The sequence below is a fragment of the Microvirga sp. VF16 genome, from assembly GCF_016864375.1.
Lineage (GTDB): Bacteria > Pseudomonadota > Alphaproteobacteria > Rhizobiales > Beijerinckiaceae > Microvirga.
Genome location: NZ_CP069354.1, coordinates 5215694 through 5240336 on the forward strand (window position 1 = coordinate 5215694; position 24643 = coordinate 5240336).

The following is a 24643-nucleotide window of genomic DNA, read 5'->3' on the forward strand; positions in this document are numbered from 1 at the left end:
CATCACGCAGGTAACGGCAGCCGCTTGGCTGCCGTTGTCTCTTCGACAGCCGGCGTATTGGCCGCCTCCGGCAGCTTCTCCCCGCCACAGGCCACCTTCAGGCACTGGACCACCGCATCGCGCAGGGACGAGACATAGTAATTGGCGCCGAGCGTGGCGCGCATCGTCTCATTCTTCAGAACGGCATCCTCCGCGGGCCAGAGACCGACCAGCGCCGGAGCCTTCGCCTTCTGCTTCAGGCGCCGCAGCAGATAGCGCAGATGCGCTGGTGTGCCGCTGATCTCCAGATAGCTGATGCACACCATCTGCATGCCGGTCATGTCGAGATTGAAGATCTCACGGCGCGACACGGCGGAATGAGGAACGACACGGGTGCCGAATCCGTGTTTGCTCAGGAGTTGCGCCAGCATCTCCGATGCGGCTTCGTCCAGCGGGCCGCGACCAGCGATGCACAGGATCGCTCCTTCGGCTCGCCACGCCTCCGGAATATTGCGGTCCTGCGGCATCGGCTTGGTAACGGCAGGCTCCTTGTTGGCGGGCTTTTCGCTGACGGGAGAGGCAACGGGCTCGTCCTCGGTCTCGGTCGGGTGAGGCTCCACATCCTCATGACCGCCGAGATCCTGCACCAAGGCCCTGATCACGTCCTTGACCTGATCGAGCTGGCGCTGGGTGAGAACGCCGCGTGTCGCATCGTTGGCGGCAAGCTGCAGACCCTTTAGGGCAACCTCGTCATAATAGGATGTGAGCGAGCGCTCCTTCAGCAGGAGTTCCGCCGATTCCAAGGCTTCGTCCGGATCGCCTGCCAGCATGCGCTGATAGAGGTTCTCGGCCGGCGTCAGCGCGGGCCTGTCGCCGAGCAGCACATCCAAAAATTCGAGCCGCTCCACATGCCGGCCCAACACCACGAGGCAAAGTGTCAGGGGCGTGGCGATGAGAAGGCCGACAGGTCCCCAGAGCCAAGTCCAGAAGATAGCCGAAATGACGACCGAGAAGGGCGAGAGGCCAGTGCTCTGCCCATACACGACGGGTTCGACCACATGGCCCATGAGAGGCTCGCCGATGAGGAACAAGGCCAGAGTCATGAGCGCCATGGACCAGCCGGGGTCGACAGCGGCCGCCAGCAGGATCGGCGGCACGGCGGCGAGGAACGACCCGATATAGGGCACAAAGCGCATCAGCGCGGCGAACACGCCCCAGAGAACCGGGCTCGGCACGCCGATCAGCCAGAGGCCGATGCCGGCCACGATCCCGAAAGAGGCATTCAATGCAAGCTGCATCAGAAAGTACCGGCTGAGCCGGCGGGCTGCATCGTCCATGGCGACCGTCGTACGATGGAGATCGCTCGCTCCGAACAGACGGATCATCCGGTCGCGCAGATCTTCCCGCTGCATGAGGATGAAGACGAGCACTACGAAGACGATGCCCATGGTGGCCAGGGGCTCAAGCACGGGCAGCAAAACGTCCCGAACCATCTGCGCGGGAGTCGGCTCCGGCTCATGGACCTCGACCGGCAGCGGACCGGTCTCTTGTGGCGCCGGCGGGGCGGCGGGGGTGGGCGACGCGGGAGCCTGTTCCGGCGGAGGCTCCGCAACGGCCCGGTCGAAGCGGCGGCCGAAATCTTTCAGGAGGCTGGGCAGCTTTCCGAGCGTTCCCTCACGCAGGGAGCCGACCTTTGTCTCGATGGTAGTCTGATAGCGCGGCAGGTCGCTCGCCAGACCCGCCAGCTGGAAGCCGATGATGGCACCAAGAGACACGATGATCCCGAGAGCGACCAGGACGGCAATGATGACGGACGGCACCCGGCCAAGACGCCACCGGCGCAGCACTTCAACGAAGGGAGCCAGCACGAAGGCCAGGAGAATCGCTAGCACCACCGGTAGGAAGACGTCCTGCCCCACATAGAGGGCGGCCAGCACCACAACCCCGACGGCCAGAGTCATGAGCCCCGAGAGACCCGGGACGCCGGGCGGCTCGATTTCCGTCTCCGAGGGAGGCATGGAAGGGGGTCCAGGACGCATTCAACGGATCTCTTCTGGGCCGCGAGACGCTCTCGCCGACCTGCAAACAACGTCCCTGGCGGTCAAACGATCCTTGAGCGTGGCAATAAGGTTTATTCACCGGGGAGATGCTGGGACCTTTTGCCATCTGCAAGCGTGGGAATCCGGTTCTATTTCACAAAGATCTGGCCCTCAAAGTCTGACTCCATGTCACTCACCAGACGCAATCTCCTGATCGGTGCAGCCCTTGCTGCTTCATCGACCGCTCATGGCCAGCAGGATCAGCCGAACGCAATGTCCGTCACTGCCCAAAGAAACAGCTTCAAGAGCGAGGGCAAGGCCATTGCCGTCGAGACTTTTCAGACGGCCGGATCCTCGGCTCGTCCCGCGGTTCTCATGCTGCATGGCGCCGATGGTTTGAGCACCAATACGCAATATCGCCAGGGCGCCCGCAACGTGGCGGCCGCCGGCTATCAGGTTCACCTCGTCCACTATCTCGACCGCACCAGCGAGAAGCGGGCTTCCTTCAGCACCCTGTTCCAGAACTTCATGCCCTGGATGGATACCGTACAGGATGCGCTCGCCTTCGCGTCGGATCATCCGGGTGTCGACCCGCGCCGCATCGGCATCATCGGCATCTCGCTCGGCGCCGCGCTGGGGCTTGCCGTGGCGAGCACGGATCCTCGCGTAAAGGCCCTGGTGAATTATTTCGGACCGCTGCCGCAGGGCGCCATCGCCGCCACGTCCAAGCTGCCGCCGACTCTTGTCCTCCACGGCTCGGCCGATCCTGTCGTGCCGGTGGCGAGTGCCTATGCGGTCGAAGCGCTGCTGCGCCAGCAGAACGTGCCGCACGAGATCAAGGTCTATCCCGGCCAAGGCCACGGCTTCAGGGGGGCGGCCGAGGATGACGCATTGGCTAGATCTCTGGCATTCCTCCAGCGTCATCTTGTGGGCGTGGATGCTGCAACCGGCTCAAGACCTCTTCCCGTGGATGGTTGACACGACTAAGACTTGCAGTCCCCCGATCAAAGGCAGGAGCGATCATGACGGCTTCAGACACGGCTCTCGCAGGCAATCCCCTTCTCACGCAGTGGACCGCGCCTTTCGGCCTTCCCCCCTTCGAGAGCATCGCGCCTGAGCATTACAAGCCCGCCTTCGACAAGGCGCTCGCCGAGCAGCAGGCGCAGATCGCCGCCATCGCGGACGATGCGGAGGCACCTACCTTCGCCAATACGATCGAGGCGCTGGAAACAAGCGGCCAGACGCTGAAGAAAGTCGGCGGCGTGTTCTTCAATCTCGCCGGATCGCACACCAACGATGCGATCCAGGCCGTTGAGCGCGAGATGGCGCCGATCCTTGCCAAGCACCGCAACAGCATCTTCATGAATGAGACGCTCTACAAGCGCGTGGCAGCGCTCTACGACAGGCGTGACAGCCTCGGGCTTTCTCCCGAGCAGGCCCGCGTTCTCGACCGTTACAACACCATTTTCGAGCGCGCCGGCGCGAAGCTCGGACCGGACGAGAAGAAGCGACTCGCCGCCATCACCGAGCGGTTGGCCAGCCTCGGCACGCAGTTCTCACAAAATGTGCTGGCGGACGAGAAGTCCTTTCAGCTCGTTCTCAACGGCGAGGCGGATCTCGAAGGCCTGCCGTCTTTCTTACGCGAGGCGGCGGCGCAGGCTGCCGAGGAGCGCGGACTGAAGGGCAAGCATGTCATCACCCTCTCCCGCTCCAGCATCGAGCCTTTCCTGCAATTCTCAAAGCGGCGCGACCTGCGAGAGCAGGCTTTCAAGGCCTGGGCGGCGCGCGGCGATAACGGCAATGCGACCGACAACAAGGCGATCATCGCCGAGACAGCGGCTTTGCGTGCGGAGCGCGCGAAACTTCTCGGCTACGAGACCTTCGCCGATTTCAAACTTGCCGACACCATGGCCAAGAACCCCGACAACGTGCAGAAGCTCCTGAACGACGTCTGGGCCCCGGCCATCACTCGGGCCAAGGATGAGCGCTACGACCTGCAGGCCCAGGCCCAGTCCATCGGCGACAACATCGTCATCGAGCCGTGGGACTGGCGCTATTATGCAGATCAGGTCCGCATGGCGCGCCACAATCTCGACGAAGCGATGATCAAGCCCTACTTCCAGCTCGACCGGATCATCGAGGCTTCCTTCGAGACCGCGCAAAGACTCTTCGGTCTGAGCTTCGAGGAGCTGACGGACTTTCCACGCTATCACCCTGACATTCGCGCCTGGCAGGTGAAGGATGCGCAGGGCAACCCTGTCGGCACCTTCATCGGCGATTATTTCGCACGCCCGTCCAAACGCAGCGGTGCGTGGATGAGTGCCTTCCGGTCGCAGGAAAAGCTCACCGGCGACATCCGCCCGATCATCGTCAACGTGATGAATTTCTCGAAGGGCGCGGCGGGCGAGCCGTCGCTCCTGAGCTTCGACGATGCGCGCACGCTGTTCCACGAATTCGGTCATGGGCTGCACGGCCTGCTTTCGAACGTGACCTATCCGCTGCTCGCGGGCACGGCTGTGTCGACGGATTTCGTGGAGTTGCCCTCGCAGCTCTACGAGCACTGGCTCTCGCAGCCGGATATCCTGCGCCGCTACGCGACCCATTACCGGACCGGAGAGCCGATTCCGGAAGCATTGCTCGAACGCCTGATGGCGGCGCGCAATTTCAACCAGGGCTTCGCGACCGTCGAATATCTATCCTCTGCCTTCGTCGATCTGGCGCTCCACCGCCGCAAGGATTTGAGCAGTCTAGACGTGTCGGCTTTCGAGAAGGAAACGCTGCAGGCAATCGGCATGCCGCGCGAGATCATCATGCGCCACCGCACGCCGCATTTCACGCATGTGTTCTCAGGCGACGGTTATTCGTCGGGCTATTACAGCTATCTCTGGTCGGAGGTGCTGGATGCCGACGCCTTCACGGCGTTCGAGGAGACGGGTGACGCATTCAACAAGGACATGGCGGACAAGCTGAAGCACTTTATCTACTCCGCCGGCAACCTGCGCGATCCGGCCGAAGCCTATACGGCTTTCCGCGGACGCCTGCCAACTGCGGACGCGCTTCTCGCCAAGCGTGGACTGATGGCCGTGGTCGAAGATGCGTGAGACAAGCTGGCGGGTCTGAAACGGCCCGTCACGCCGTGCCGGGCGTGAGCTCCCTCGACCGCTTCAGCGCATAGAAGCGGATCTTGACAATCCGGGATGTTTCCTTGGGAGGCGTCTGAGGCTCGGGAACGGGACGCAGGACACTCTTCAGGAAAGCCGCTCCCTTCGGATCGATCTCCAGGGCTTTCGCATCGAGCACCGGCATGAGCGCCTTTCCCTTCTGGTTTGTCTTTGTTCGGAAACGCAACGCCTACGAAAAAGAACACTTAACCCTCGGGCGAAGTTCCTTATCCTCGGCGCGCGAACCGGAGTTCGCTGACCTGTCGGGAAACCTGTCCGGGCGCCACGATAGACTCCGGAAAATGGGCTTTATTGGGGCTGTCTGGGAAGCGTTGCGGTTCCAGGCAGAGTCCGCCATGGCGCTTATACTTGGCGCCTCCTAGGCCCTGAACCGGTATGTCGATCAGATGACCGTCATAGAACTGAACGCCAGGCTCGGTGGTCCAGAGTTCCATGGAAAGACCGTTCTGGCGTGACGCCAAGGTCGCGGCGTGGCGAAGCTCGCCATAGGGCCCGCGCAGCACATAGTTGATGTCGTAGAGGGTGTGCTGCGACCCATGGATCGGCCGTGACGTCGTAAAGTCGTAATCGGTGCCCGCGACTGCCGTGATTTCACCCGTGGGAATGAGATCCGTCCGGGTCGGCGTGATGAAGTCGCCTGCGATGGTCAACTCATGGGAAGAAATGTCGGGGCTGCCGTCGAGGTTGAAATAGCCGTGGGTGGTGAGATTGACCGGCGTCGGCCTGTCGCTCGTCGCTTCGAGCGCGATCCGAAGGCGCGACGATGGCAGGAGCGTGTAGGTACAGGTCGCAACGAGGCGGCCCGGATAACCCATGTCGCCGTCCTTGGACACAAGGCTCAGCGTCAGGCTGTCGGGCGTGTGATCGATGATGCTCCAGAGGCGCGAGCCGAAGCCTTTGCTGCCGCCATGAAGTTGGTTCTCGCCCTCATTGGCGTCGAGCCGGTAGGTCTCGCCGTTCAGGGTGAATTGTGCCTTCCCGATGCGGTTGCCATAGCGCCCGACGATGGCGCCGAAATAGGGGGAATGGGCGACATAATCCTCGATGGAATTGAGTCCCAGCACCACCCGCTGCGAGCCGCCGGCCACCGGCACGGTCAGGTCCCGCACCACGGCACCCCAGGTGAGGACCTGCATCGCCATGCCGTCAGGCCCCTTGAGCGAGACCTGCAGCACATCCTGTCCGTCGAGGGAGCCGAAACGCTCGATGGTCATGATTCCTACCCCTCGAAAATATGCGCCTGCAGGCCGCGGATGCCGCCGGTCTCAACCTTGAAGAGATGGCCCGCCATCACGTCGATATGCGGGTCGCGACCAATGGCGGCCGTGGTGATGTAGAGCGTGGTGAGATCGGGCCCGCCGAAGGCGCATTTCGTCACCTGGGCCGTCGGAACGGGGACGATACGCTCCGCCGAACCGTCCGGCGCAAAGCGCGTGATGCGCGAGGCGCCCCAATGGCAGACCCAGACGTAGCCCTCCGCATCCACTGCCATGCCGTCTGGATGAGCCCATCCCTCTCCGAAGCGCACGAACGGGCGCGGCTTGCCGATCTGGCTTCCTTGCGCGTCGAGAACATAGACCGTGCAGTCGACCGTATCGGTCGCGTAGAGCTTTTTCCCGTCCGGGCTGAAGGCCGGCCCGTTGGTGACGATGATGCCGGCATGGAACTGGGTCAATTCCTTGCCGTCCCAGCGCCAGAAGGCGCCGGAGCCTTCCTTCTCCTCATCGTCCATGGTGCCGAAATAGATCGCACCGTCCGGCCCCACATGGCCGTCGTTGATGCGGTTGTTCGGCTTGTCCTTGTCGGGCGACACAATAGGCTGCATCTCACCGGTCCTGAGATTGAAGCGGGCAAGGCCCGACTTGAAGCCCGCGACGACCACATCCTGGTCGGGCGTGAGCGCGACGAAGCCCACCCGTTCGGGCGCGTCGACGCGAAAATGCTCCTTCGTCTCCGGATGGTAGCGCCAGATGCCGGGATTCTTGATGTCGACCCAGAAGAGCGTGTTCGAGCGATGATCCCATACGAGACCCTCGCCCAGCACGCACGCACTCGCCACCGCCACGTGGGGCGTTTCCGGATGAACGGCTGGGTGTGTCATGTGTCTTCCCCTTGTGAGGCAGTTTGCGTGCTTCCTCGCTCTGGCGGTAACTCCCGCCGGGCGCGATGGGTCCCGTCAGGTCGATGCGCTGGCCGCGATTCGGCTCGCCAGGGTAACGAGGCTCATGTCAGATCCCGCCGGTCCCATGAGAGATAGCCCCAGCGGCGCGCCGGCACGGGAGGCGAGCGGAATCGAGACCTGCGGCAAGCCGGACAGGACCGACAGGCAGAGTAGATTCAGGGCGTTGTTGCGGTAATCGTTCAATGCTTCGTCGCTCTCGGAGAGCAGCGGCGCGATATCGGGCATGGTCGGCAGGATCAGCACCGCGTCGTTCCCGAGGAGGGCGCCGAACCGCTCGCGGAACGCGGCCCGGATCACCTTGGCCTCCGCCACCTGGGCGTCGGTCACCGCCTTCGAGAACTCGAACCGGTCAGCCACACCTGGGCCGAGGGGTGGGCTGTAACGCTCGATCATCGGCCCATCGACGATCCAGGCTTCCCGACTCTGGATATAGCGCATGGCCCAATAGAGTGCCGTGAAGCCCTCTACAGCCACGTCGACCTCCTCGGGCTCGCCGAGAGCGGCTTCCGCACGAAGCAGCGCCGGTGCCAGGGCCTCCCGGACGTCCTTGTGAAGAAGAGCGAAGGCATCCCGCGCCAGCAGAACCCGAGGGCTCGACGGCAGGGGCTGATGATCCTTCCCGAGCAACACCTCGCCGACCCGAACGAAGGTGGCGTCATCGCGGGTGAAGTATCCACAGGTATCGAGGGATGGTGCAAGATCGTGGCAGAGTTCCAGACTGATACGCCCATGAGTGGGTCGGATACCGAAGAGACCGCAATGGTTGGCCGGCGCCCGTACGGAACCGCCCGTATCGGTGCCGAGCGCGAAATCGCATAAGCCGTTCGAAACGGCGGCCGCCGAGCCGGAAGACGAGCCGCCTGGAATGCGATCCGGCGCGCCGCCGTTCACCGGAGTGCCGAAATGGGCGTTCTTGCCGCTCATGGAAAAGGCCAGCTCGTCCGTGATCGTCTTGCCGATGAGGCGGGCGCCTGCATCGAGAAGCCTCTGCACTGTCGGAGCCGTCCGGGTCTTGATGCCGGACGTGGCGAGCATATGAGGCGATCCTGCACTGGTTGGGTAACCTGCCACGTCGAACAGGTCCTTGGCCGCGAAAGTCAGGCCGGATAGCGGTCCGCTCGGAGCATGAGGGACTGGAACGGCCGGATAAGGCATGAAAGCATGGGCGGTATCGCGGTCGAGGAGCATGAGGCTTATCCGGTTCTAAGGAACGAAGGCGGCGAATGTGTCATTGCCTCCCAGGCGCAAGCAAGACAGGAATTCGCGAAGCTTGGCAGTTTAGGCTTTCTTCCGACCTGAAATGGCCCTAAATCCACGCAGGTTCTCGTTTGCAAGGAACACGCAATGGCGAAGGCATCGACCATCCGCTGGCTGGCCCTCGGAGTGGCGCTCGCGCTCGGTTCTCCGGCCGTCCAGGCTCAGCAATCCCCGATCAAGCTCGGCGAGCTGAATTCCTATGCCAGACAGGCTGCCTTCACCGTGCCCTATCGCAATGGTTGGCAGCTCGCGCTCGACGAGATCAATGCCAAGGGCGGAGTTCTCGGCCGCAAGCTCGAGATCGTCTCCCGCGAGGACGGCGCGACCACGGGTGATGCCACCCGCGTGGCGGACGAATTGGTGACCCGCGAAGGCGCAATTCTGCTCTTCGGCTCGTTCCTGTCGAATGTGGGCGTCGCCATGGCGGATTTCGCCAATCAGAAGAAGATCGTCTACATCGCTGCCGAGCCCCTGACCGATGCCATCACCATGGCGCAGGGCAACCGCTACACGTTCCGCATCCGGCCCAATAACACCATGCAGGTGGGCATGCTGGTCGATCAGGCCAAGGCCTCGGGTGCGAAGCGCTGGGCCATCGTTGCGCCCAATTACGAATACGGTCAGTCGGCCGCACAGGCGTTCAAGCGCCTCATCCAGGAGCGCGTGCCCGGCGCGCAGATCGTCGCCGAGCAATATCCGGCTCTCGGCAAGATCGAGGCCGGCGCCACCGTCTCGGCGCTCGAACAGGCGAAGCCCGACGGCATCTTCAACGTGCTCTTTGGCCCCGACCTCACGCAGTTCGTGCGCGAAGGCAATACCCGCGGCCTCTTCGAGGATACGACAGTTCTCTCGCTCCTCACCGGCGAGCCCGAATGGCTGCTGCCCCTGAAGGACGAGGTGCCCGAGGGTTGGATCGTGACCGGCTACCCTTGGGACGAGATTACCGAGCCGCAGCACAAGGCCTTCGTCGACGCCTATCGTGCCAAGTACAACGAGACACCGCGCCTCGGCTCGCTTCTCGGCTACATGGTCGTCTACATGATCCGCGACGCCATGGAACGTGCAGGCTCTACCGAGACCGAAGCCATCATCAAGGCGCTCGAGGATGCGAAGTTCGACACGGTCATCGGTCCGGTCACCATGCGCGGTATCGACAACCAGTCTTCCATGGGCGCCTGGGTTGGCAAGCTCGTGCGCAAGGGAGCAGCAGGCGGCATGGCGGATTGGAGCTACAAGGATGGAACCTCGTTCATGCCGACCGAAGCCGAAGTAAAGGCGGTGCGGAAGGATTAGCGGATTGCTGGCGATGGATCCCTCCTTCCTCGCCGTTCAGGCTCTCAGCGGTCTCTCCAGCGCTTCATCGCTTTTCATCACCGCCTGCGGACTGACCATCGTTTTCGGCGTCACGCGGATCGTGAATTTCGCGCACGGTTCGCTCTACATGATCGGCGCCTACACGGCCGCAACCCTGGTGCCGCGCCTTCTCGAGTTCTCGTTCGGACCCGCAACCTTCTGGGCCGGTATTCTGGCCTCGGCGCTCATCGTCGGCATCATCGGTGTCATCATCGAGGTTGTGCTCCTGCGGCGCATTTACGGCGCGCCGGAACTCTTCCAACTGCTCGCCACCTTCGGTGTCGTACTGGTGGTACAGGATCTCGTGGTGCAGGTCTTCGGACCGGAAGACATTCTCGGGCCACGCGCACCGGGATTGCGTGCACCGGTCGAAATTCTTGGACGGCGCTTTCCGTCCTACGAACTCGTACTGATCGCGGCCGGCCCTATCGTGCTGGGGCTCGTATGGCTCCTCCTGCGTAGGACACGTTTCGGCGTCTTGGTGCGCGCGGCGACGCAGGATCGCGACATGGTGGCGTCGCTCGGCGTCAATCAGGCGATGCTGTTCACAGGTACGCTGTTTCTCGGCGCATTCCTTGCAGGACTCGGCGGCGCACTGCAGATCCCGCGTGTCTCGGCGCATACCGGCATGGATCTCTCTATCATAGCGGAAGCCTTCGTCGTGACCGTCGTCGGTGGCATGGGCAGCGTGCCGGGCGCATTTCTCGCGGCGCTCATCATCGGGCAATTGCAGGCCTTCGGCATCCTGATCTTTCCCAAAAGCACCCTCGTCGTGGTGTTCCTGCTCATGGCCGTGGTGCTGGCGATCCGGCCTTACGGTCTCTTCGGACGCGCCGAAATCGTCGGCGGCACGCATGCGGTGGGCATTGGGAGCCACAAGCCTATTCCCGGCAGGACCTATATCCTGCTTGCCGTCATCGCGGTGCTCGCCTGTTTCCCGCTGGTCGCGGATGCTTACTTGCTCAAGGTCGCGACCGAGATCCTGATCTTCGCACTCTTCGCCTTCAGCCTGCAGCTTCTCATCGGCGTCGGCGGGCTCGTGAGTTTCGGCCATGCCGCCTTCTTCGGCCTCGGCGCCTATGGAGCAGCACTCGCCGTCAAATGGTTCGGCACATCGATGGAAGCGGCACTTCCTCTCGGGCTTGCGCTTGCAACTCTCGGCGCAGCGCTGATCGGCGCCTTCGTGGTGCGTCTGTCCGGCATCTATCTCGCCATGATGACGCTCGCCGCCGCGCAGATCATCTATGCGGTCGCCTTCCAGTGGGTCGACGTGACCGGCGGTGACAACGGCATCGTCGGCGTGTGGCCCTCACCCTGGGCCAGCGGACCGGTGCCCTATTACTTGCTGACCGCTGCGCTGACTTTGATCGCCGTTCTGCTGCTGAAACGGTTCATCGATGCGCCCTTCGGCTATGCCTTGCGCGCCGCCCGCGACTCGGAAGCCCGCGCGGAAGCCGTCGGCCTGAAGATCCGCCAGCATCGCTGGCTTGCCTTCATGATGTCCGGCGCTGCCGCCGGACTTGCAGGCGGCCTCTATGCGTTCTCCCGCGGCTCCGTCGACCCGAGCCTGCTCGGCATCTCGACCTCCGTCGATGCGCTCACCATGCTGCTCCTCGGCGGCATCCAAACCGTGATGGGTCCGCTCGTCGGCGCCGGAGTCCTGCACTTCTTGCGCGATCTCATCATGCCGCTCACCTCGCTTTGGCGCCTGGTGCTGGGCTTGAGCATCATCGCCATGGTGCTGATCTTTCCGCGTGGCCTTGTCGGCACTGTGCAATACTGGCGGGAGGAGCGCGCATGACGCTTCTTGCCGTGAACGGCCTGCACAAATCCTTCGGTGGCGTAGTGGCGGCCCGCGACGTGGAGTTCACCGTCGAGCGTGGCGAGATGCTCGCGATCATCGGCCCGAATGGTGCCGGCAAGTCCACTGTGTTCAACATGGTCGGTGGCCAGCTGCGTCCCGATCGCGGCCGGGTCCTGCTCGACGATCAGGACATCACCCATGCCTCGCCGCAGAAGCGCTTCCGCCGCGGTGTCGGACGCACCTTCCAGGTGGCGCAGACTTTTCTATCGATGAGTGCCGCCGAGAATGTCCAGATGGCGCTGATCAGTCGCCATCGCCAAAGCAATCGGCTCTGGTCTCCGGCGCGCGAACGTCACCGCGAGAAAGCGGTCGAGTTGCTCGCGCGGGTCGGCATGGCGGAGGCGGCCGATATTCCCTGCTCTGCACTGGCCTATGGCGATGTGAAGCGGGTGGAGCTTGCCATTGCGCTGGCCGGGGAGCCCAAGCTCCTCCTCATGGACGAGCCTACCGCCGGCATGGCCCCGCGCGAGCGGGCCGCACTGATGGATCTGACCGGGTCCATCGCGGCCTCACAGGGGATCGGCGTTCTCTTTACCGAGCACGACATGGATGTGGTCTTCGGCCATGCGGCCCGGGTGCTCGTGCTCCTGCGCGGCCAGATCATCGCTGCCGGAACCCCGGACGAGATCCGCCAGGATCCTCAGGTGCGGCGGGCCTATCTGGGCGACGAGCATGCCCTGGAGCGGCCGAAAGGAGTGAGCCCCGCATGAGACGCGATGTGCTGCTCGACGTCCGAAACCTCAACGCCTTCTACGGCCGGGCGCAGGTGCTGTTCGGCCTGTCGATCCATCTCTATGCGGGTGAGGTGGTGGCGCTCGTGGGCCGCAACGGGGCCGGAAAGACTACCACCCTGAAGGCCATCATGGGTCTGATTTCGGCCACCGCCACCCACGCCACCTTCAGGGGATATACCCTCGGCCGGCTTCCGACCTACAAGATTGCCCGCTTGGGGCTGGGTTATGTGCCCGAGGACCGGCGCATCTTCACCGATCTCACCGTCGAGGAAAATCTGGAAACGGGCCGCCGCCCGGCTGTCGCCGGCCGCTCGCCCTGGACCCTGGAACGACTCTTCGGGCTCTTTCCCAACCTCGCCGAGATGCGGGGCCGACGCGGCAACCAGATGTCCGGCGGCGAGCAGCAGATGCTCTCCATCGCCCGCACCCTCATGGGCAACCCGGACGCGATCCTGCTCGACGAGCCCTCGGAGGGCATCGCCCCGGTGATCGTCCAGATGATGGCCGAGGCGATCCGCGCCATGAAGGCCGAAGGCGTGGCCGTACTCCTGTCCGAGCAGAACTGGGCCTTCGCCGCCGGGATTAGCGACCGGGCCTATGTCGTCGAGCGCGGCGAGATCCGCTTCCAAGGCCCCATGGTCGAGCTGATGGCCGACGAGGCTTTGCGGGCGGAAACCCTCGGGATTTGAGGGCACCGAGACCTTTAACCCCAGGCTAAAGCGTTGACGGAACGGGCTGAAAGGACGATATGCAGCCATCCGGCGCCCCGTCCGCGCCATATCCCAGAACGCACGAAAGAGGAATTCCCGCTTCATGGGCGTCATCCATGTGACCGACCGGGCCGGCCAGCGCCATACTCTCGAGGCCATCGAGGGCTGGAGGGTGATGGAGATCATCCGCGACTGGGGCCTGCCGATCGAGGGCCTGTGCGGCGGCGCCTGCGAATGTGCGACCTGCCACGTCTTCGTCGCCGAGGAGTGGCTTGACAGGCTCTATCCTCCCACCGACGAGGAGGAAGACCAGCTCGACACCGTGGTGACGAAGCCGAATTCCCGCCTGTCCTGCCAGATCCTCTGGACCCCCGAACTCGACGGCCTGGAGGTCACCCTGGCTCCCACCGGGGCCTGACCGTCAGCCTGTCACATTGCTAAAGCTGAAGAGACCGTGCTTTCGAAAGGGTCTCTCGAAGGAGCCTGTTCATGACCGACCATATCGAAACGGACGTCGTCATCATCGGTGCCGGGCCCGTGGGCCTGTTCGCCGTATTCGAACTGGGCCTCCTCGACATCAAATGCCATCTCATCGACATCCTGCCGAAAGTGGGCGGCCAATGCGCCGAGCTCTATCCTGAGAAGCCGATCTACGACATTCCGGGCTTCCCAATGGTGACGGGCCAAGGCCTCGTCGACAACCTGATGGCGCAGATCGAGCCGTTTCACCCGACCTTCCACCTCAACGAGATGGTGGAGAGCCTGGAATCCATCGGTACGCCCGAGGCGCCGCTGTTCCGGGTCAAGACCTCCGAGAACGGCACCACCTTCACCTGCAAGGCGGTGATCATCGCGGCCGGCGGCGGATCGTTCCTGCCCAAGAAGCCGCCGATCGACAACATCGAGGCCTATGAGGGCACGGGTGTGTACTATGCCGTGCGCAAGATGGAGATGTTCCGCAACAAGAATGTCCTCATCGTCGGCGGCGGCGATTCCGCCCTCGACTGGACGGTGAACCTGCAGCCCATCGCCAAGCGCCTGACCCTGCTCCACCGCCGCGACGCTTTCCGCGCCGCACCCCACACGGTGGAGAAGATGCGTTCTCTCGTGGCCTCCGGCGAGATGGATCTGCACCTCGGCCAGGTGAGCTCCCTCAAGGGTGAGTCTCCCGTTCTCGAGGGTGCCGTGATCCGCAAGGACGATGGCTCGGAGTTCACCGTCGATTGCGACGTGATGCTGCCGTTCTTCGGCCTTACCATGAAGCTCGGCCCGATCGCCGATTGGGGCCTGAACCTGCACGAGAACCTGATCCCGGTCGATACGGAGAAGTTCGAGACGAACGTCCCCGGCATCTTCGCCATCGGCGACATCAATACCTATCCGGGCAAGCTGAAGCTCATCCTCTCCGGTTTCCACGAGGGCGCGCTGGCGGCTCAGAAGGTGCACCGCTACGTGTACCCTGAGAAGAAGCTCCTGTTCCAATACACGACGTCGTCGACGAGCCTGCAAAAGAAGCTCGGCGTGGCGGCCTAAGGGCTGAAAAGGGTTTGGGAACTGGCCCGTCTTCCTCTTGCGAAGCAGGCCGGTTCCTGAAACTCTCGCGGCCATGACAAACGCGACAGATCTCACCCTCGGCCGCCGCGTGATGGCGATGATCGAGGAACTCGCCAAGCACACGGACGAACCCGGCCGCATCACTCGCCTCTATCTTTCCGACGCGCACCGCAGGGCCGCGGACGCCACGCTCCGGCTGATGCAGGATGCGGGCCTGAACGCGCATATCGATGCGCTCGGCTCTGTGATCGGCCGCGTTGAGGGCGCCAATCCCGAGGCTCCCGCTCTCCTCATCGGATCCCATATCGATTCCGTCGTCGATGCCGGACGTTATGACGGCAATCTCGGCGTGGTGCTCGGCATCGCCGTGGTCGAAGCGCTGAAGCAGCAGGGCATCGTGCCGTCCTGTCCCATCGAGATCGTGGCCTTCGGGGACGAGGAGAATGTCCGCTTCCCCACGAACCTCTCCACGTCGCAGGCCCTGGCCGGCCGCTTCAACCCGGCCTGGCTCGACGGCAAGGATCAGGACGGGATCACCTTCCGTGATGCGCTGGTCCGCTTCGGCGGCGACCCGGAGGGCGCAGCGGCCCTCGCCCGCGATCCGGCGCGCTATCGCGGCTATCTCGAGGTGCATATCGAGCAAGGTCCGCTCCTGGAAGCGAAGGATCTGCCCGTCGGCATCGTCTCGGCCATCAACGGCATAACTCGGGCCCGTGCCAGCGTCATCGGCGAAGCGGGCCATGCGGGCACCGTGCCGATGACCATGCGTCGCGATGCGCTCGCGGCCGTCGCCGAGATGATCGGCATCGTGGAGCGTGCAGGCTCGACGCGCACCGACACGGTGGCGACGGTGGGCGTCGCTCAGGTGCAGCCCGGCGCGATCAACGTCATTCCAGCGCGCGTCGATTTCACTCTCGATGCCCGCTCGCCGGACGATGCTGTGCGTCTCGCCATGGTCGAGGACATCGTGACCGAGTGCCACGTTGCCGCTCAGAAGCGCGGCGTCGAATTCACCATCGAGCCGTTCATGGAATCGCCCGCCACGCCGATGGACAAAGAGCTGATCGGGCAGCTTGAGAATGCCGTGAAGAGCCTCGGCATCCAGCTGCTGCATCTTTCTTCCGGTGCAGGCCACGATGCGGTCGCGATGGCCAATCTCTGTCCCTCCGCTATGCTCTTCGTGCGCTGCAAGGGCGGCATCAGCCACAACCCGGCGGAGTCGATCACGACCGAGGATGCTGATGTGGCAGCGCGTGTGCTGATCGAGGCGGTCAAGCGGATCGCCGCTTGAGGTTCGCCTGATGATACATGCGCCGACAATCGCGTTCGTCGACGACGGGCAAACGCTCCACGAGGTGGTTCTCAACGGCGTCCGGAGTTTCAACAGAACCCTCTTCGCCAACCATCCGCCAGGTCAGGATGTCACCATCGCCATTCGCGATCCCGACAGCAGCGAGCCTGTCGGAGGGCTCTGCGGCCGCATGAATGGCGGCTGGCTTGCCATCGAGCTCCTCTTCGTGCCCGAGGCCTTTCGCGGGATGGGCCTTGCCACGCAGCTCATCGCGATGGCCGAGGAGGAAGCGCGCAACAGAGGCTGCCACTCGGCCTGGATCGATACGCTCAATCCCAAAGCGCTCAAACTTTACCAGCGCTTAGGATATGAGATCTTCGGCGAGCTCAAGGATTATCCTGTCGGCGGCAGCCGCTTCTTCCTGCAGAAGAAGCTCGGGCCGTTGCCTGAGACGGATTAGCCGCGCCACTCATCCGCCAGCACGGCCCACCGTTCGTGATCGCGCCATTCGCCGTTGATCTTGAGATAACGCGGAGAGTAGCCTTCCTGACGAAAGCCGAGACGCTTGACGAGAGCACGGGAAGGCCGGTTGCCCGGCTGAATATTGGCTTCGAGCCGATGCAGACCGAGTTCGCCGAAGGCATGTGAGACCACGAGGCTCACGGCCTCGCTCATCAACCCGCGCCCGTTCATGCCGGCCATGCCGTAATAGCCCATATAGGCGCTCTGGAAAAAGCCTCGCACGATCTCGCTCAGGTTCACGATTCCGACGATCCTGCCGCTCTCCCGCTCACGGGCAATGAAGCCGATGGAGCGGTCCCCGTCGCAGCGGGTGAGATAACCGAGGAAGCTCGCTTGATCGCGGCAGGGCGACACCCAGGGCTCATGCAGGTCGATGCTCGCGAGGTTGGCGGCAACCAACTCGGCAGCATCCGAAGCCTGAACGGGGCGAATGACAACGCGTGACAACATGGGATTCATTCCGGCTTCAGGAACCATGGCATAGACACATCGTTGTCGTCAGCCCCTTCTCAAAACATAAGGAATGCTCCATGCGAGCCATCATCCTCCCCGCCTTCGTCCTTGCTCTCGGCGCCGGTTTCCTTGCGGCACCGCAGGAAGCTCAAGCCCGCTTCGGCGCCGAGCAGCTGCAAGCGCCCACACTCGTCGACAACGTGCAATGCGTCACCCGCCGGATCCGCACCGTGGATCGGTTCGGACGTGTTTACTACCGCACGGTTCGCAATTGCGGCGCGCGGCCGGGATGGGTTGGTCCGAATCGCTGCCGCTGGGTCCGCGAACGTGTGGTGCGTCCCAACGGGCGCATCGTGTACCGCGAGGTCCGGCGCTGCCGCTGATCGAACTCCATATTAAGAACTCAGGGCCCGGAAACACCGGGCCCTTTTTGTTTCACTCCAGTTCGCCGATGGCGCCCTCGACCGCTTCGACCACGGTGCCGGAGCGCACAAGGTCGAGCGCCTGGCGCATCTCGGTGGCGTACCAGCGGTCGCCTTCGAGCGCCGGCGGAATGACCGCGCGGATCGCTTCCATCGCCGCGCGCGATCCCTTGCCCAGCGGATAATCCTTTGCGAGCGGCTCGACGAGGGTCAGCGCCTGCGCGGCCATCAGCAATTCGCCGGCTACGATCTGTTCCACGTTCTCGACGATGGTGCGGGCCTTGCGTCCGCACCAGGTCGAGTTGGAAACATGATCCTCGGCGTTGGACTTGCCCGGAATGGAATCAACCGAGCCCGGCGTCGCCAACCCGCGGTTTTCCATCACCAACGCCGACATCGAGCACTGCACCGTGGCAAAGCCCGTGTTGAGCCCGCGCTTGCCCGCAAGGAGGTTGCGCGGCAATCCGTAGGACATGGTGGGATCGATGAGGCGCGCGAGGCGCCGCTCGGAAATCGCCCCGAGATCGGCCATGGCGATGGCGAGCAGGTCCATGGCCTGCGCCACATATTGCCCATGGAAATGACCGCCGGAGATCGACACGTAGCCGCCCTGCCCATCGTCGAAGATCAGCGGGTTGTCGGTGGCGGAGTTCATCTCCGTGCCGATGATGCGCTCCACATATTCCACCGCTTCGACAGCCGGCCCGTGAACCTGCGGCGTGCAGCGCAGGGAATAGACGTCCTGCACGCGAGGGCTGGCAGGCGTTCCAGGCTGGCGCGGCTCGTCGGGAAAGACGATGTCGCGCGCGGCTTGCGAGCAGCGCTTCGTGCCGTCCAGGATCCGAAGCAGGTTGCGCGCCACGCGGGCTTGGCCCGGATGCGGACGCGCCTTGTGCACGCGCGGATCGAAGGCCGCGAGCTCGCCGCGCATGGCCTCCAACGACAGGCTCATGGCGATGTCGGCCTGCTTGAGCAGACGCCGTGCATCGTTCGTGGCGAGCGCGCCGAGCGCGAGCGACGTGGTCGAGCCGTTGATGAGGGCCGAGGCGTCCTTCGCACCAAGATCGAAATCAGGATCGAAGCCGGCCGCCTTTATCGCCTCGCGCGCCGGCATCCGGCGGCCGCGATAGATCATCTCGGCTTCCTCGAAACCGCAGACCGCACCCGCCATATGCGCGAGCGGCGCAAGATCGCCCGAGGCGCCGACGGAGCCCTTTTGCGGGATGACCGGATGCAGTCCGGCATTGAGGAAGGCGATGAGGCGCTCGACCAGTTCGACGCGCGGACCGGAATAGTTCGACGCGAAGGCGTTGGCGCGCAGCAGCATCATGGCGCGCGTCACGTCCTCGGCGAAGGGCTCGCCGACGCCCGTGGCGTGGGCATAGACCGTCTTGCGCTGATAGGCCGCCATGTCGGCAATCAGCACGCGCTGGTCCTTGAACAGCCCAACGCCAGTGTTGAAGGCATACATCAGCGGGGCGTCGTCATGCATCCAGGTGCGGTCGATATAATCACGCGTCGCGGCAATGCGCTCGCGCGCTTCGGGCGCCAGGGCGGCTTGGACAAATGCTCCCCGAGCGTCGGGGCGCGCCACGCGCACCACGTCCTGAATGCCGAGAGTGGCACCGTCGAGCTTGACCGTCATCGCTGTTCCTCACGTTGAAGAAAAAGGGATACCGGGGCTTCGGACGCGGTGCAACCATCGCGGCAAGATGACGTATCTCTCCCCGTCATCCCCGGGGCTTGCCCCGGGGATCCATGTCTTGGCCCCGCTGTGGGTCTGAAGACGTGGATGGCCGGATCACGTCCGGCCATGACGGCGCGGGTGTCAAAGAGCCAGCACCGTGTGGCCCGCAGCTTGCGCTGCGAGCCTGAATGGTGATCGAGGGTGGCGCGACAGGCAGCCCGGCTCGATATGCGCTGGTGTGGGATGGAAGAGCCGAACTGCCTCTTCGCGCACGGCTTCTTGAGGCGGACAGGAGAGGCCAGCTCAGTCAACCGCCGCAGGCGGTGACCGCTTGCTCAGCGGCGGCCTGCGACCGATCCCGACGACCGACCCACATCCTGGGCCTCCCGTCACCCGCACCTGCGTTCAGTGCGTGCACGGGACCGTGCCTGCTCCCACACTGCGACGCCTCGCGAGCGCGCCCCTCTCAGGAGCAGATCTAAGGCAATGATATAGCCAAGATTGGGAATGATGTCAAGAACAAAAGAAGAACAAAAGCTTCATCCCGGGCATGCGCCTCCGCGCGTCATGGCCGGCCTCGTGCCGGCCATCCACGTCTTTGCCGCGTTGTGGCTCCAAAGACGGGGATCCCCGGGACTGATCCCCGGATCAAGTCCGGGGACGGGGATGACGGCAGAGGATGTCATGATGGACAGAGCATAACGAAAAAGGCCCCGGGAATGCCCGGGGCCCTGAATGCTTCCTGCCGAAACGGCTGCAGCCGACTGATCAGGCCTTGCCGAGGCGCTTCGTGGTCTGGGGGTCGAAGAGGTGGACGTTGGCAGGATCGACCGAGAGGGTCAGCTTGCGGGTATCCGCCGGGATCTGGCCGGTGGAGGCCTGCACGACGAATTCAGAGCCGGCGACCTTGCCGTGGAAGAGCTGGGTGGCGCCGAGCTCTTCGACAAAGTCCACGTCCATGGTGAGCGCGCTGGCGCCGCCGCCGCCTGCCTGCACGTCCTCAGGCCGCAGGCCCACCTCGACGGCAGATCCAGGAGTGAGGCCGTCACGCATGTCGGTGACATTGATCACCTGACCGCCGACCGACACGCGGCCGGGGCCTTCCACCTTGCCGGGCAGGATGTTCATGGGCGGCGAGCCGATGAAGGTGGCCACGAACCGCGTCTCAGGACGGCGGTAGACTTCGGACGGGCTGCCGACCTGCTCGATCTGGCCGCCCGACATCACCACGAGCTTGTCGGAAAGCGTCATCGCCTCGACCTGATCGTGGGTCACGTAGATCGACGTCACGCCCAGCGCCCGTTGCAGGCGCTTGATCTCGACGCGCATCTGGACGCGCAGCTTGGCATCGAGGTTCGAGAGCGGCTCGTCGAAGAGAAAGACCTGAGGCTTGCGCACGATGGCGCGACCCATGGCGACGCGCTGGCGCTGGCCGCCGGAGAGCTGGCGCGGCTTGCGGGCGAGGAAGGATTCGATGGCGAGGATGCGGGCTGCTTCCTTCACGCGCTTCTCGATCTCGTCCTTCGGCGTGCCGCGGTTCTTCAGGCCGTAGGCCATGTTGTCGTAGACGCTCATATGCGGATAGAGCGCGTAGTTCTGGAACACCATCGCGATGTCGCGATCGGCCGGCTCGACCTGATTCACGACGCGATCGCCGATCTTCACCTCGCCGGCGGAAATCGTCTCGAGCCCCGCGATCATGCGCAGCAGCGTGGACTTGCCGCAGCCGGACGGGCCGACCAGCACGCAGAAGGAGCCATCCTCGATGCCGAGGGAAACGCCCTTCACGGCCTCCACATTGCCCGTATAGATCTTTCTGACGGTATCGAGTGTTACCCCTGCCATCGTTTCGTTCCTTTTAACCGCTGCCCGCGCTGCAATCGGCACCGGGCGAAAATTTCAATGATGAGAGAAAGACCCTTCCGCCAGAGCGGAAGGGTCTTGCGCGATTATCCGCGTCACTTCTCCGTTTCGACGAGGCCCTTCACGAAGAGCCTCTGCATGAAGATCACCACGAGCACCGGCGGCAGCATGGCGAGCACGGCCGTGGTCATCGCGATCTGCCACTCGGTGAGCGCGTCCGTCGTCGTGATCATCTTCTTGATGCCGATGACGATGGTCTGCATCGAGCTCTTGGTCGTGATCAGCAGCGGCCAGAGATACTGGTTCCAGCCGTAGATGAACTGGATCACGAAAAGCGCCGCGATGGTCGTCATCGAGAGCGGCAGGAGCGTATCCTTGAAGAACCGGAAGGCGCCCGCACCGTCGATCTTGGAAGCCTCCAGCAGCTCGTCCGGGATCGTCATGAAGAACTGACGGAAGAGCAACGTGCCGGTGGCCGACGCGATGAGCGGCAGGATGAGGCCCGTATAGGTGTCGAGCATCCCGATATCGGCGACGATCTTGTAGGTCGGGTAGATACGCACTTCGACCGGCAGCATCAGCGTGATGAAGATGACCCAGAATGCCGTCTTGCGGAACGGGAACTTGAAGTACACCACCGCATAGGCGGACAGGATCGAGATCAGGATTTTCCCGATGGCGATGCCCAATGCCATGATCATGGAGTTGAACATCATGGCACCGACGGGTTCGCGCGCATGCACGCCGCCGTAGAACAGCGCGCGCGAATAGTTCTCGCCCGCCTGATCGCCCGGTGTGAGCGGCATGTTGCCGTTGATGATCGTGGCGGCGTCGAAGGTCGATGCCATGATCGCCAGATAGACCGGGAAGACCACGATGACGATGCCCACGGCCAGCGTCAGGTAGGCCATGAAATCGCGGAAAGGACGATTCTCAACCATTAGTACTGCACCTTGCGTTCGACATAACGGAACTGGATGGCGGTGAGCGCGATCACGATGATCATCAGGATCACCGATTGCGCCGCAGAGCCGCCGAGATCGCCGCCGAGGCGGCCGTCCGCATAAACCTTGTAGACGAGTGTCGTCGTCGTTCCGGCAGGGCCGCCGCCCGTCACCGCATCGATGATGCCGAAGGTATCGAAGAACACGTAGACGATGTTGACCACGAGAAGGAAGAACGTCGTCGGCGACAGGAGCGGGAAGATCACGGTCCAGAAGCGCCGTAAGGGGCCCGCGCCGTCGATGGCGGCAGCCTCGATCACGCTCTTCGGGATGGCCTGGAGTCCGGCGAGGAAGAACAGGAAGTTGTAGCTGATCTGCTTCCAGGTGGCGGAAAGTACGAGCAGCGTCATGGCGTGATTGCCGTTCAGCATCGGGTTCCAGTCGATGCCGACCGCCTTGATCGGCTTCGACAATGTGCCGAGCGTCGGATGGAACATGAAGATCCACAGCACGCCCGCGATGGCGGGAGCCACCGCATAGGGCCAGATCAGCAGAGTCTTATAGGCCTGTCCACCGCGCAGGCTCTTGTCGGCCTGGGTCGCCAGCAGGAGCGCGCAGGCGAGCGAGAAGAAGGCAACGAGGGACGAGAAGATTACCGTCGTGACCATGGCCCGGTAATATTCGGGCTGCTCGAACAGCGCGATGTAGTTTTCGAATCCGACGAATTCCGAGGAGAGCCCGAAGGCGTCTTCGCGCAGGAAGGATTGCCAGATGGCCTGGGAGGCCGGCCAGTAGAAGAAGACGACGGTGATCGCCATCTGCGGAATGATCAGCAGGAGCGGCAGCGTCCAACCTGAAAAGTGAGCTCGTTTTTCCATCGCGTTTACGGCTGTCCGAATGATGGTGGCAGATACGGCAGCAACCGGTCTGCGAAGGTTGTCTTATAAGATCATCCCGGACCGCTTCTTAAAAGCCGCCCGGGATGACAGGTCGCACAGATCGTTTCAGTTTAGCGGACGGTGCGCTCGAACTGGCGCAGGATCTGGTTCGAGCGGGTCACAGCGGAATCGAGCGCGTCCTTGGCCGGCTTCTGACCGGCGAGAGCAGCCTCGATCTCTTCCGACACCACATCACGGATCTGGACCATGTTGCCGAAGCGCAGACCGCGGGAATTCTCGGTCGGCTCCTTGTTGGTCAGCTCCAGCAGCGGAGTCTGCAGGACGGGGTTCTTCTCATAGAAGCCCGAAGCCTTGGTCTTCTCGTAGGCTGCCTTGGTGATCGGGAGATAGCCCGATTCCTGGTGCAGCTTGGCCTGACGGTCGGTGTCCGACAGGAAGGCGAAGAATTTGGCCACGCCCTTGTACTCTTCAGCCTTCTTGCCGCCCATGACCCACAGCGAAGCGCCGCCGATGATGGAGTTCTGCGGAGCGCCCTGGATATCCGGGTAGTACGGCATCGGAACCGAAGTGAAGTCGAACTTCGCATTGGCCTTCACGTTGCCGTAGAAGCCCGACGAGGTCAGGAAGATCGCGCATTCGCCGGAGGTGAAGCGGCCCTCGGAGCGGCTGTCGCGGCCGGAATAGTCGTAAGTCTTGTCCTTCTGCAGGTCGACGAGGTTCTGCAGGTGCTTCACATGCGCCGGAGAGTTGAACTTCATCTCCGTGTCGAAGCCGTCGAGACCGTTGGCCTTAGTGGCCATCGGAAGGTTATGCCAAGCGGAGAACTGCTCGATATTGGCCCACGGAGCCCAGGCGTTCGAGAAGCCGCAGGTGTCATGGCCGGCAGCCTTGAGCTTCTTGCCTGCTTCGAACACCTGAGGCCAGGTCTTCGGAATCTCGTTGACGCCGGCCTTCTTCAGCTCGTCCTTGTTGATCCACATGACCATCGAGGAGGAGTTGAACGGGAAGGAGAGCATCTCGCCCTTCGCCGTGGAGTAGTAGCCGGTGATCGCGGGCAGGTAAGCCTTGGGATCGAACTTCTCGCCGGCCTCGGCCATCATTTGGTAGACAGGCTTGATCGCGCCGCGGGCGCCCATCATGGTCGCCGTGCCGACTTCGAACACCTGCAGGATGTGGGGGGCGTTGCCCGCGCGGAACGCGGCGATGCCGGCGTTCAGCGTATCGGCATACTGGCCCTTGTAGCTGACGACGACCTTGTAGTCCTTCTGGGAATTATTGAACTCTTCCGCCAGCTTGTTGACGACCTCGTTGTTGGCGCCGGTCATGGCGTGCCACCACTGGATCTCGGTCTGGGCGAAGGCGGAGGTGCTCGTCGCCAGGCCGAGGGCCAGAGCGCCGAGGATGGACTTCTTCATCATAGTGATCTCTCCCATGTCATCCCGTTGGGGACGTTCTTGTCGTTCATCACCCCTGCATTAAGGCCGGATGACGTTTCTATGACGAAAACATGACAATCATAGCCGGCTCCAAAATGGAAGCCCTTTCATCCAAAAGGCTTAATGGCACCCGGGGAGAATTAACCTGGGCGCCCCTTCGTTGAGAGGGTGTCCGAGCGGAAGAAACGCCGGGATGTCCACAGAAGCGGCGACGATACACGGGAAATCCGGCTTTCGCCCGGCCTTGGGCGTGCCTTGAAACAGCGAATCGC

Annotated in this window: 22 protein-coding genes; 11 read left to right on the forward strand and 11 right to left on the reverse strand. The window is 63.3% G+C overall.

Annotation, left to right across the window (positions count from 1 at the left end; all coding sequences use genetic code 11):
* Positions 1 to 2: 2 nt before the first annotated feature.
* A complete protein-coding gene (locus JO965_RS24525; protein ID WP_203441536.1) occupies positions 3 to 2018 on the reverse strand; it encodes an AI-2E family transporter in 2016 nt (671 codons plus the stop codon).
* 186 nt (positions 2019 to 2204) lie between these two features.
* Between JO965_RS24525 and JO965_RS24530 the strand changes: the two genes are divergently transcribed.
* Both JO965_RS24530 and JO965_RS24535 read left to right on the forward strand, forming a co-directional pair.
* Complete coding sequence (locus JO965_RS24530) at positions 2205 to 2996, forward strand: dienelactone hydrolase family protein (protein WP_246776678.1); 792 nt, start codon at positions 2205 to 2207, stop codon at positions 2994 to 2996.
* Positions 2997 to 3040: 44 nt separating this feature from the next.
* Positions 3041 to 5119 (forward strand): M3 family metallopeptidase, encoded by a 2079-nt coding sequence (locus JO965_RS24535; protein ID WP_203441537.1) that lies wholly within the window; start codon positions 3041 to 3043, stop codon positions 5117 to 5119.
* A gap of 28 nt (positions 5120 to 5147) precedes the next feature.
* Here the strand turns inward: JO965_RS24535 and JO965_RS24540 are convergent, their stop codons facing one another.
* The 4 genes from JO965_RS24540 to JO965_RS24555 all read right to left on the reverse strand — a co-directional run bounded on the left by JO965_RS24540 (position 5148) and on the right by JO965_RS24555 (position 8570).
* Complete coding sequence (locus JO965_RS24540; RefSeq protein WP_203441538.1) at positions 5148 to 5324, reverse strand: hypothetical protein; 177 nt, start codon at positions 5322 to 5324, stop codon at positions 5148 to 5150.
* 82 nt (positions 5325 to 5406) lie between these two features.
* Complete coding sequence (locus tag JO965_RS24545; RefSeq protein ID WP_203441539.1) at positions 5407 to 6414, reverse strand: aldose epimerase family protein; 1008 nt, start codon at positions 6412 to 6414, stop codon at positions 5407 to 5409.
* Between the two features lie 5 nt (positions 6415 to 6419).
* On the reverse strand, positions 6420 to 7301 hold the full coding sequence (locus JO965_RS24550) for an SMP-30/gluconolactonase/LRE family protein (protein WP_203441540.1): 882 nt from the start codon (positions 7299 to 7301) through the stop codon (positions 6420 to 6422).
* Between the two features lie 75 nt (positions 7302 to 7376).
* The gene (locus JO965_RS24555) at positions 7377 to 8570 is read right to left on the reverse strand and encodes an amidase (protein WP_203441541.1); all 1194 of its coding nucleotides are present in this window, start codon (positions 8568 to 8570) and stop codon (positions 7377 to 7379) included.
* Between the two features lie 156 nt (positions 8571 to 8726).
* On the opposite strand from JO965_RS24555, the gene JO965_RS24560 reads away from it, so the two are divergent.
* From JO965_RS24560 to JO965_RS24595, 8 genes are all read left to right on the forward strand, one after another.
* Positions 8727 to 9932 (forward strand): ABC transporter substrate-binding protein, encoded by a 1206-nt coding sequence (locus JO965_RS24560; RefSeq protein WP_203441542.1) that lies wholly within the window; start codon positions 8727 to 8729, stop codon positions 9930 to 9932.
* Between the two features lie 13 nt (positions 9933 to 9945).
* The gene (locus tag JO965_RS24565; protein WP_203441543.1) at positions 9946 to 11793 is read left to right on the forward strand and encodes an ABC transporter permease; all 1848 of its coding nucleotides are present in this window, start codon (positions 9946 to 9948) and stop codon (positions 11791 to 11793) included.
* Positions 11790 to 12566: an ABC transporter ATP-binding protein gene (locus tag JO965_RS24570; RefSeq protein WP_203441544.1), complete on the forward strand. Its 777-nt coding sequence runs from the start codon at positions 11790 to 11792 to the stop codon at positions 12564 to 12566. The genes JO965_RS24565 and JO965_RS24570 overlap by 4 nt, the downstream gene beginning before the upstream one ends.
* Positions 12563 to 13279 (forward strand): ABC transporter ATP-binding protein, encoded by a 717-nt coding sequence (locus JO965_RS24575; RefSeq protein ID WP_371826818.1) that lies wholly within the window; start codon positions 12563 to 12565, stop codon positions 13277 to 13279. Before JO965_RS24570 ends, JO965_RS24575 begins: the two co-directional genes overlap by 4 nt.
* Positions 13280 to 13403: 124 nt before the next feature.
* Complete coding sequence (locus JO965_RS24580) at positions 13404 to 13718, forward strand: 2Fe-2S iron-sulfur cluster-binding protein (protein ID WP_203441545.1); 315 nt, start codon at positions 13404 to 13406, stop codon at positions 13716 to 13718.
* 71 nt (positions 13719 to 13789) lie between these two features.
* Positions 13790 to 14833, forward strand: coding sequence for an NAD(P)/FAD-dependent oxidoreductase (locus JO965_RS24585; protein WP_203441546.1), 1044 nt, complete (start codon positions 13790 to 13792; stop codon positions 14831 to 14833).
* Positions 14834 to 14906: 73 nt separating this feature from the next.
* Positions 14907 to 16145, forward strand: a complete 1239-nt coding sequence (locus JO965_RS24590; protein WP_203441547.1) for an allantoate amidohydrolase — start codon at positions 14907 to 14909, stop codon at positions 16143 to 16145.
* Between the two features lie 10 nt (positions 16146 to 16155).
* Positions 16156 to 16605: an N-acetyltransferase gene (locus JO965_RS24595; RefSeq protein WP_203441548.1), complete on the forward strand. Its 450-nt coding sequence runs from the start codon at positions 16156 to 16158 to the stop codon at positions 16603 to 16605.
* Here the strand turns inward: JO965_RS24595 and JO965_RS24600 are convergent.
* Positions 16602 to 17117, reverse strand: a complete 516-nt coding sequence (locus JO965_RS24600; protein WP_203441549.1) for a GNAT family N-acetyltransferase — start codon at positions 17115 to 17117, stop codon at positions 16602 to 16604. The two genes, JO965_RS24595 and JO965_RS24600, sit on opposite strands and share 4 nt — an antisense overlap.
* 80 nt (positions 17118 to 17197) lie before the next feature.
* Between JO965_RS24600 and JO965_RS24605 the strand changes: the two genes are divergently transcribed.
* Positions 17198 to 17503 carry a hypothetical protein gene (locus JO965_RS24605; protein WP_203441550.1) on the forward strand — a complete coding sequence of 102 codons (306 nt, stop codon included), beginning with the start codon at positions 17198 to 17200 and terminating at the stop codon, positions 17501 to 17503.
* Between the two features lie 52 nt (positions 17504 to 17555).
* On the opposite strand, the gene hutH is transcribed toward JO965_RS24605, so the two are convergent.
* From hutH to ugpB, 5 genes are all read right to left on the reverse strand, one after another.
* On the reverse strand, positions 17556 to 19187 hold the full coding sequence (gene hutH, locus JO965_RS24610) for a histidine ammonia-lyase (RefSeq protein WP_203441551.1): 1632 nt from the start codon (positions 19185 to 19187) through the stop codon (positions 17556 to 17558).
* A gap of 810 nt (positions 19188 to 19997) precedes the next feature.
* A complete protein-coding gene (locus tag JO965_RS24615; protein ID WP_203441552.1) occupies positions 19998 to 21074 on the reverse strand; it encodes a sn-glycerol-3-phosphate import ATP-binding protein UgpC in 1077 nt (358 codons plus the stop codon).
* 113 nt (positions 21075 to 21187) lie between these two features.
* On the reverse strand, positions 21188 to 22033 hold the full coding sequence (gene ugpE, locus JO965_RS24620; protein ID WP_203441553.1) for a sn-glycerol-3-phosphate ABC transporter permease UgpE: 846 nt from the start codon (positions 22031 to 22033) through the stop codon (positions 21188 to 21190).
* Positions 22033 to 22914 carry a sn-glycerol-3-phosphate ABC transporter permease UgpA gene (gene ugpA / locus JO965_RS24625; RefSeq protein ID WP_203441554.1) on the reverse strand — a complete coding sequence of 294 codons (882 nt, stop codon included), beginning with the start codon at positions 22912 to 22914 and terminating at the stop codon, positions 22033 to 22035. Before ugpA ends, ugpE begins: the two co-directional genes overlap by 1 nt.
* 131 nt (positions 22915 to 23045) lie before the next feature.
* On the reverse strand, positions 23046 to 24353 hold the full coding sequence (gene ugpB / locus JO965_RS24630; protein ID WP_203441555.1) for a sn-glycerol-3-phosphate ABC transporter substrate-binding protein UgpB: 1308 nt from the start codon (positions 24351 to 24353) through the stop codon (positions 23046 to 23048).
* Between the last annotated feature and the right edge of the window lie 290 nt (positions 24354 to 24643).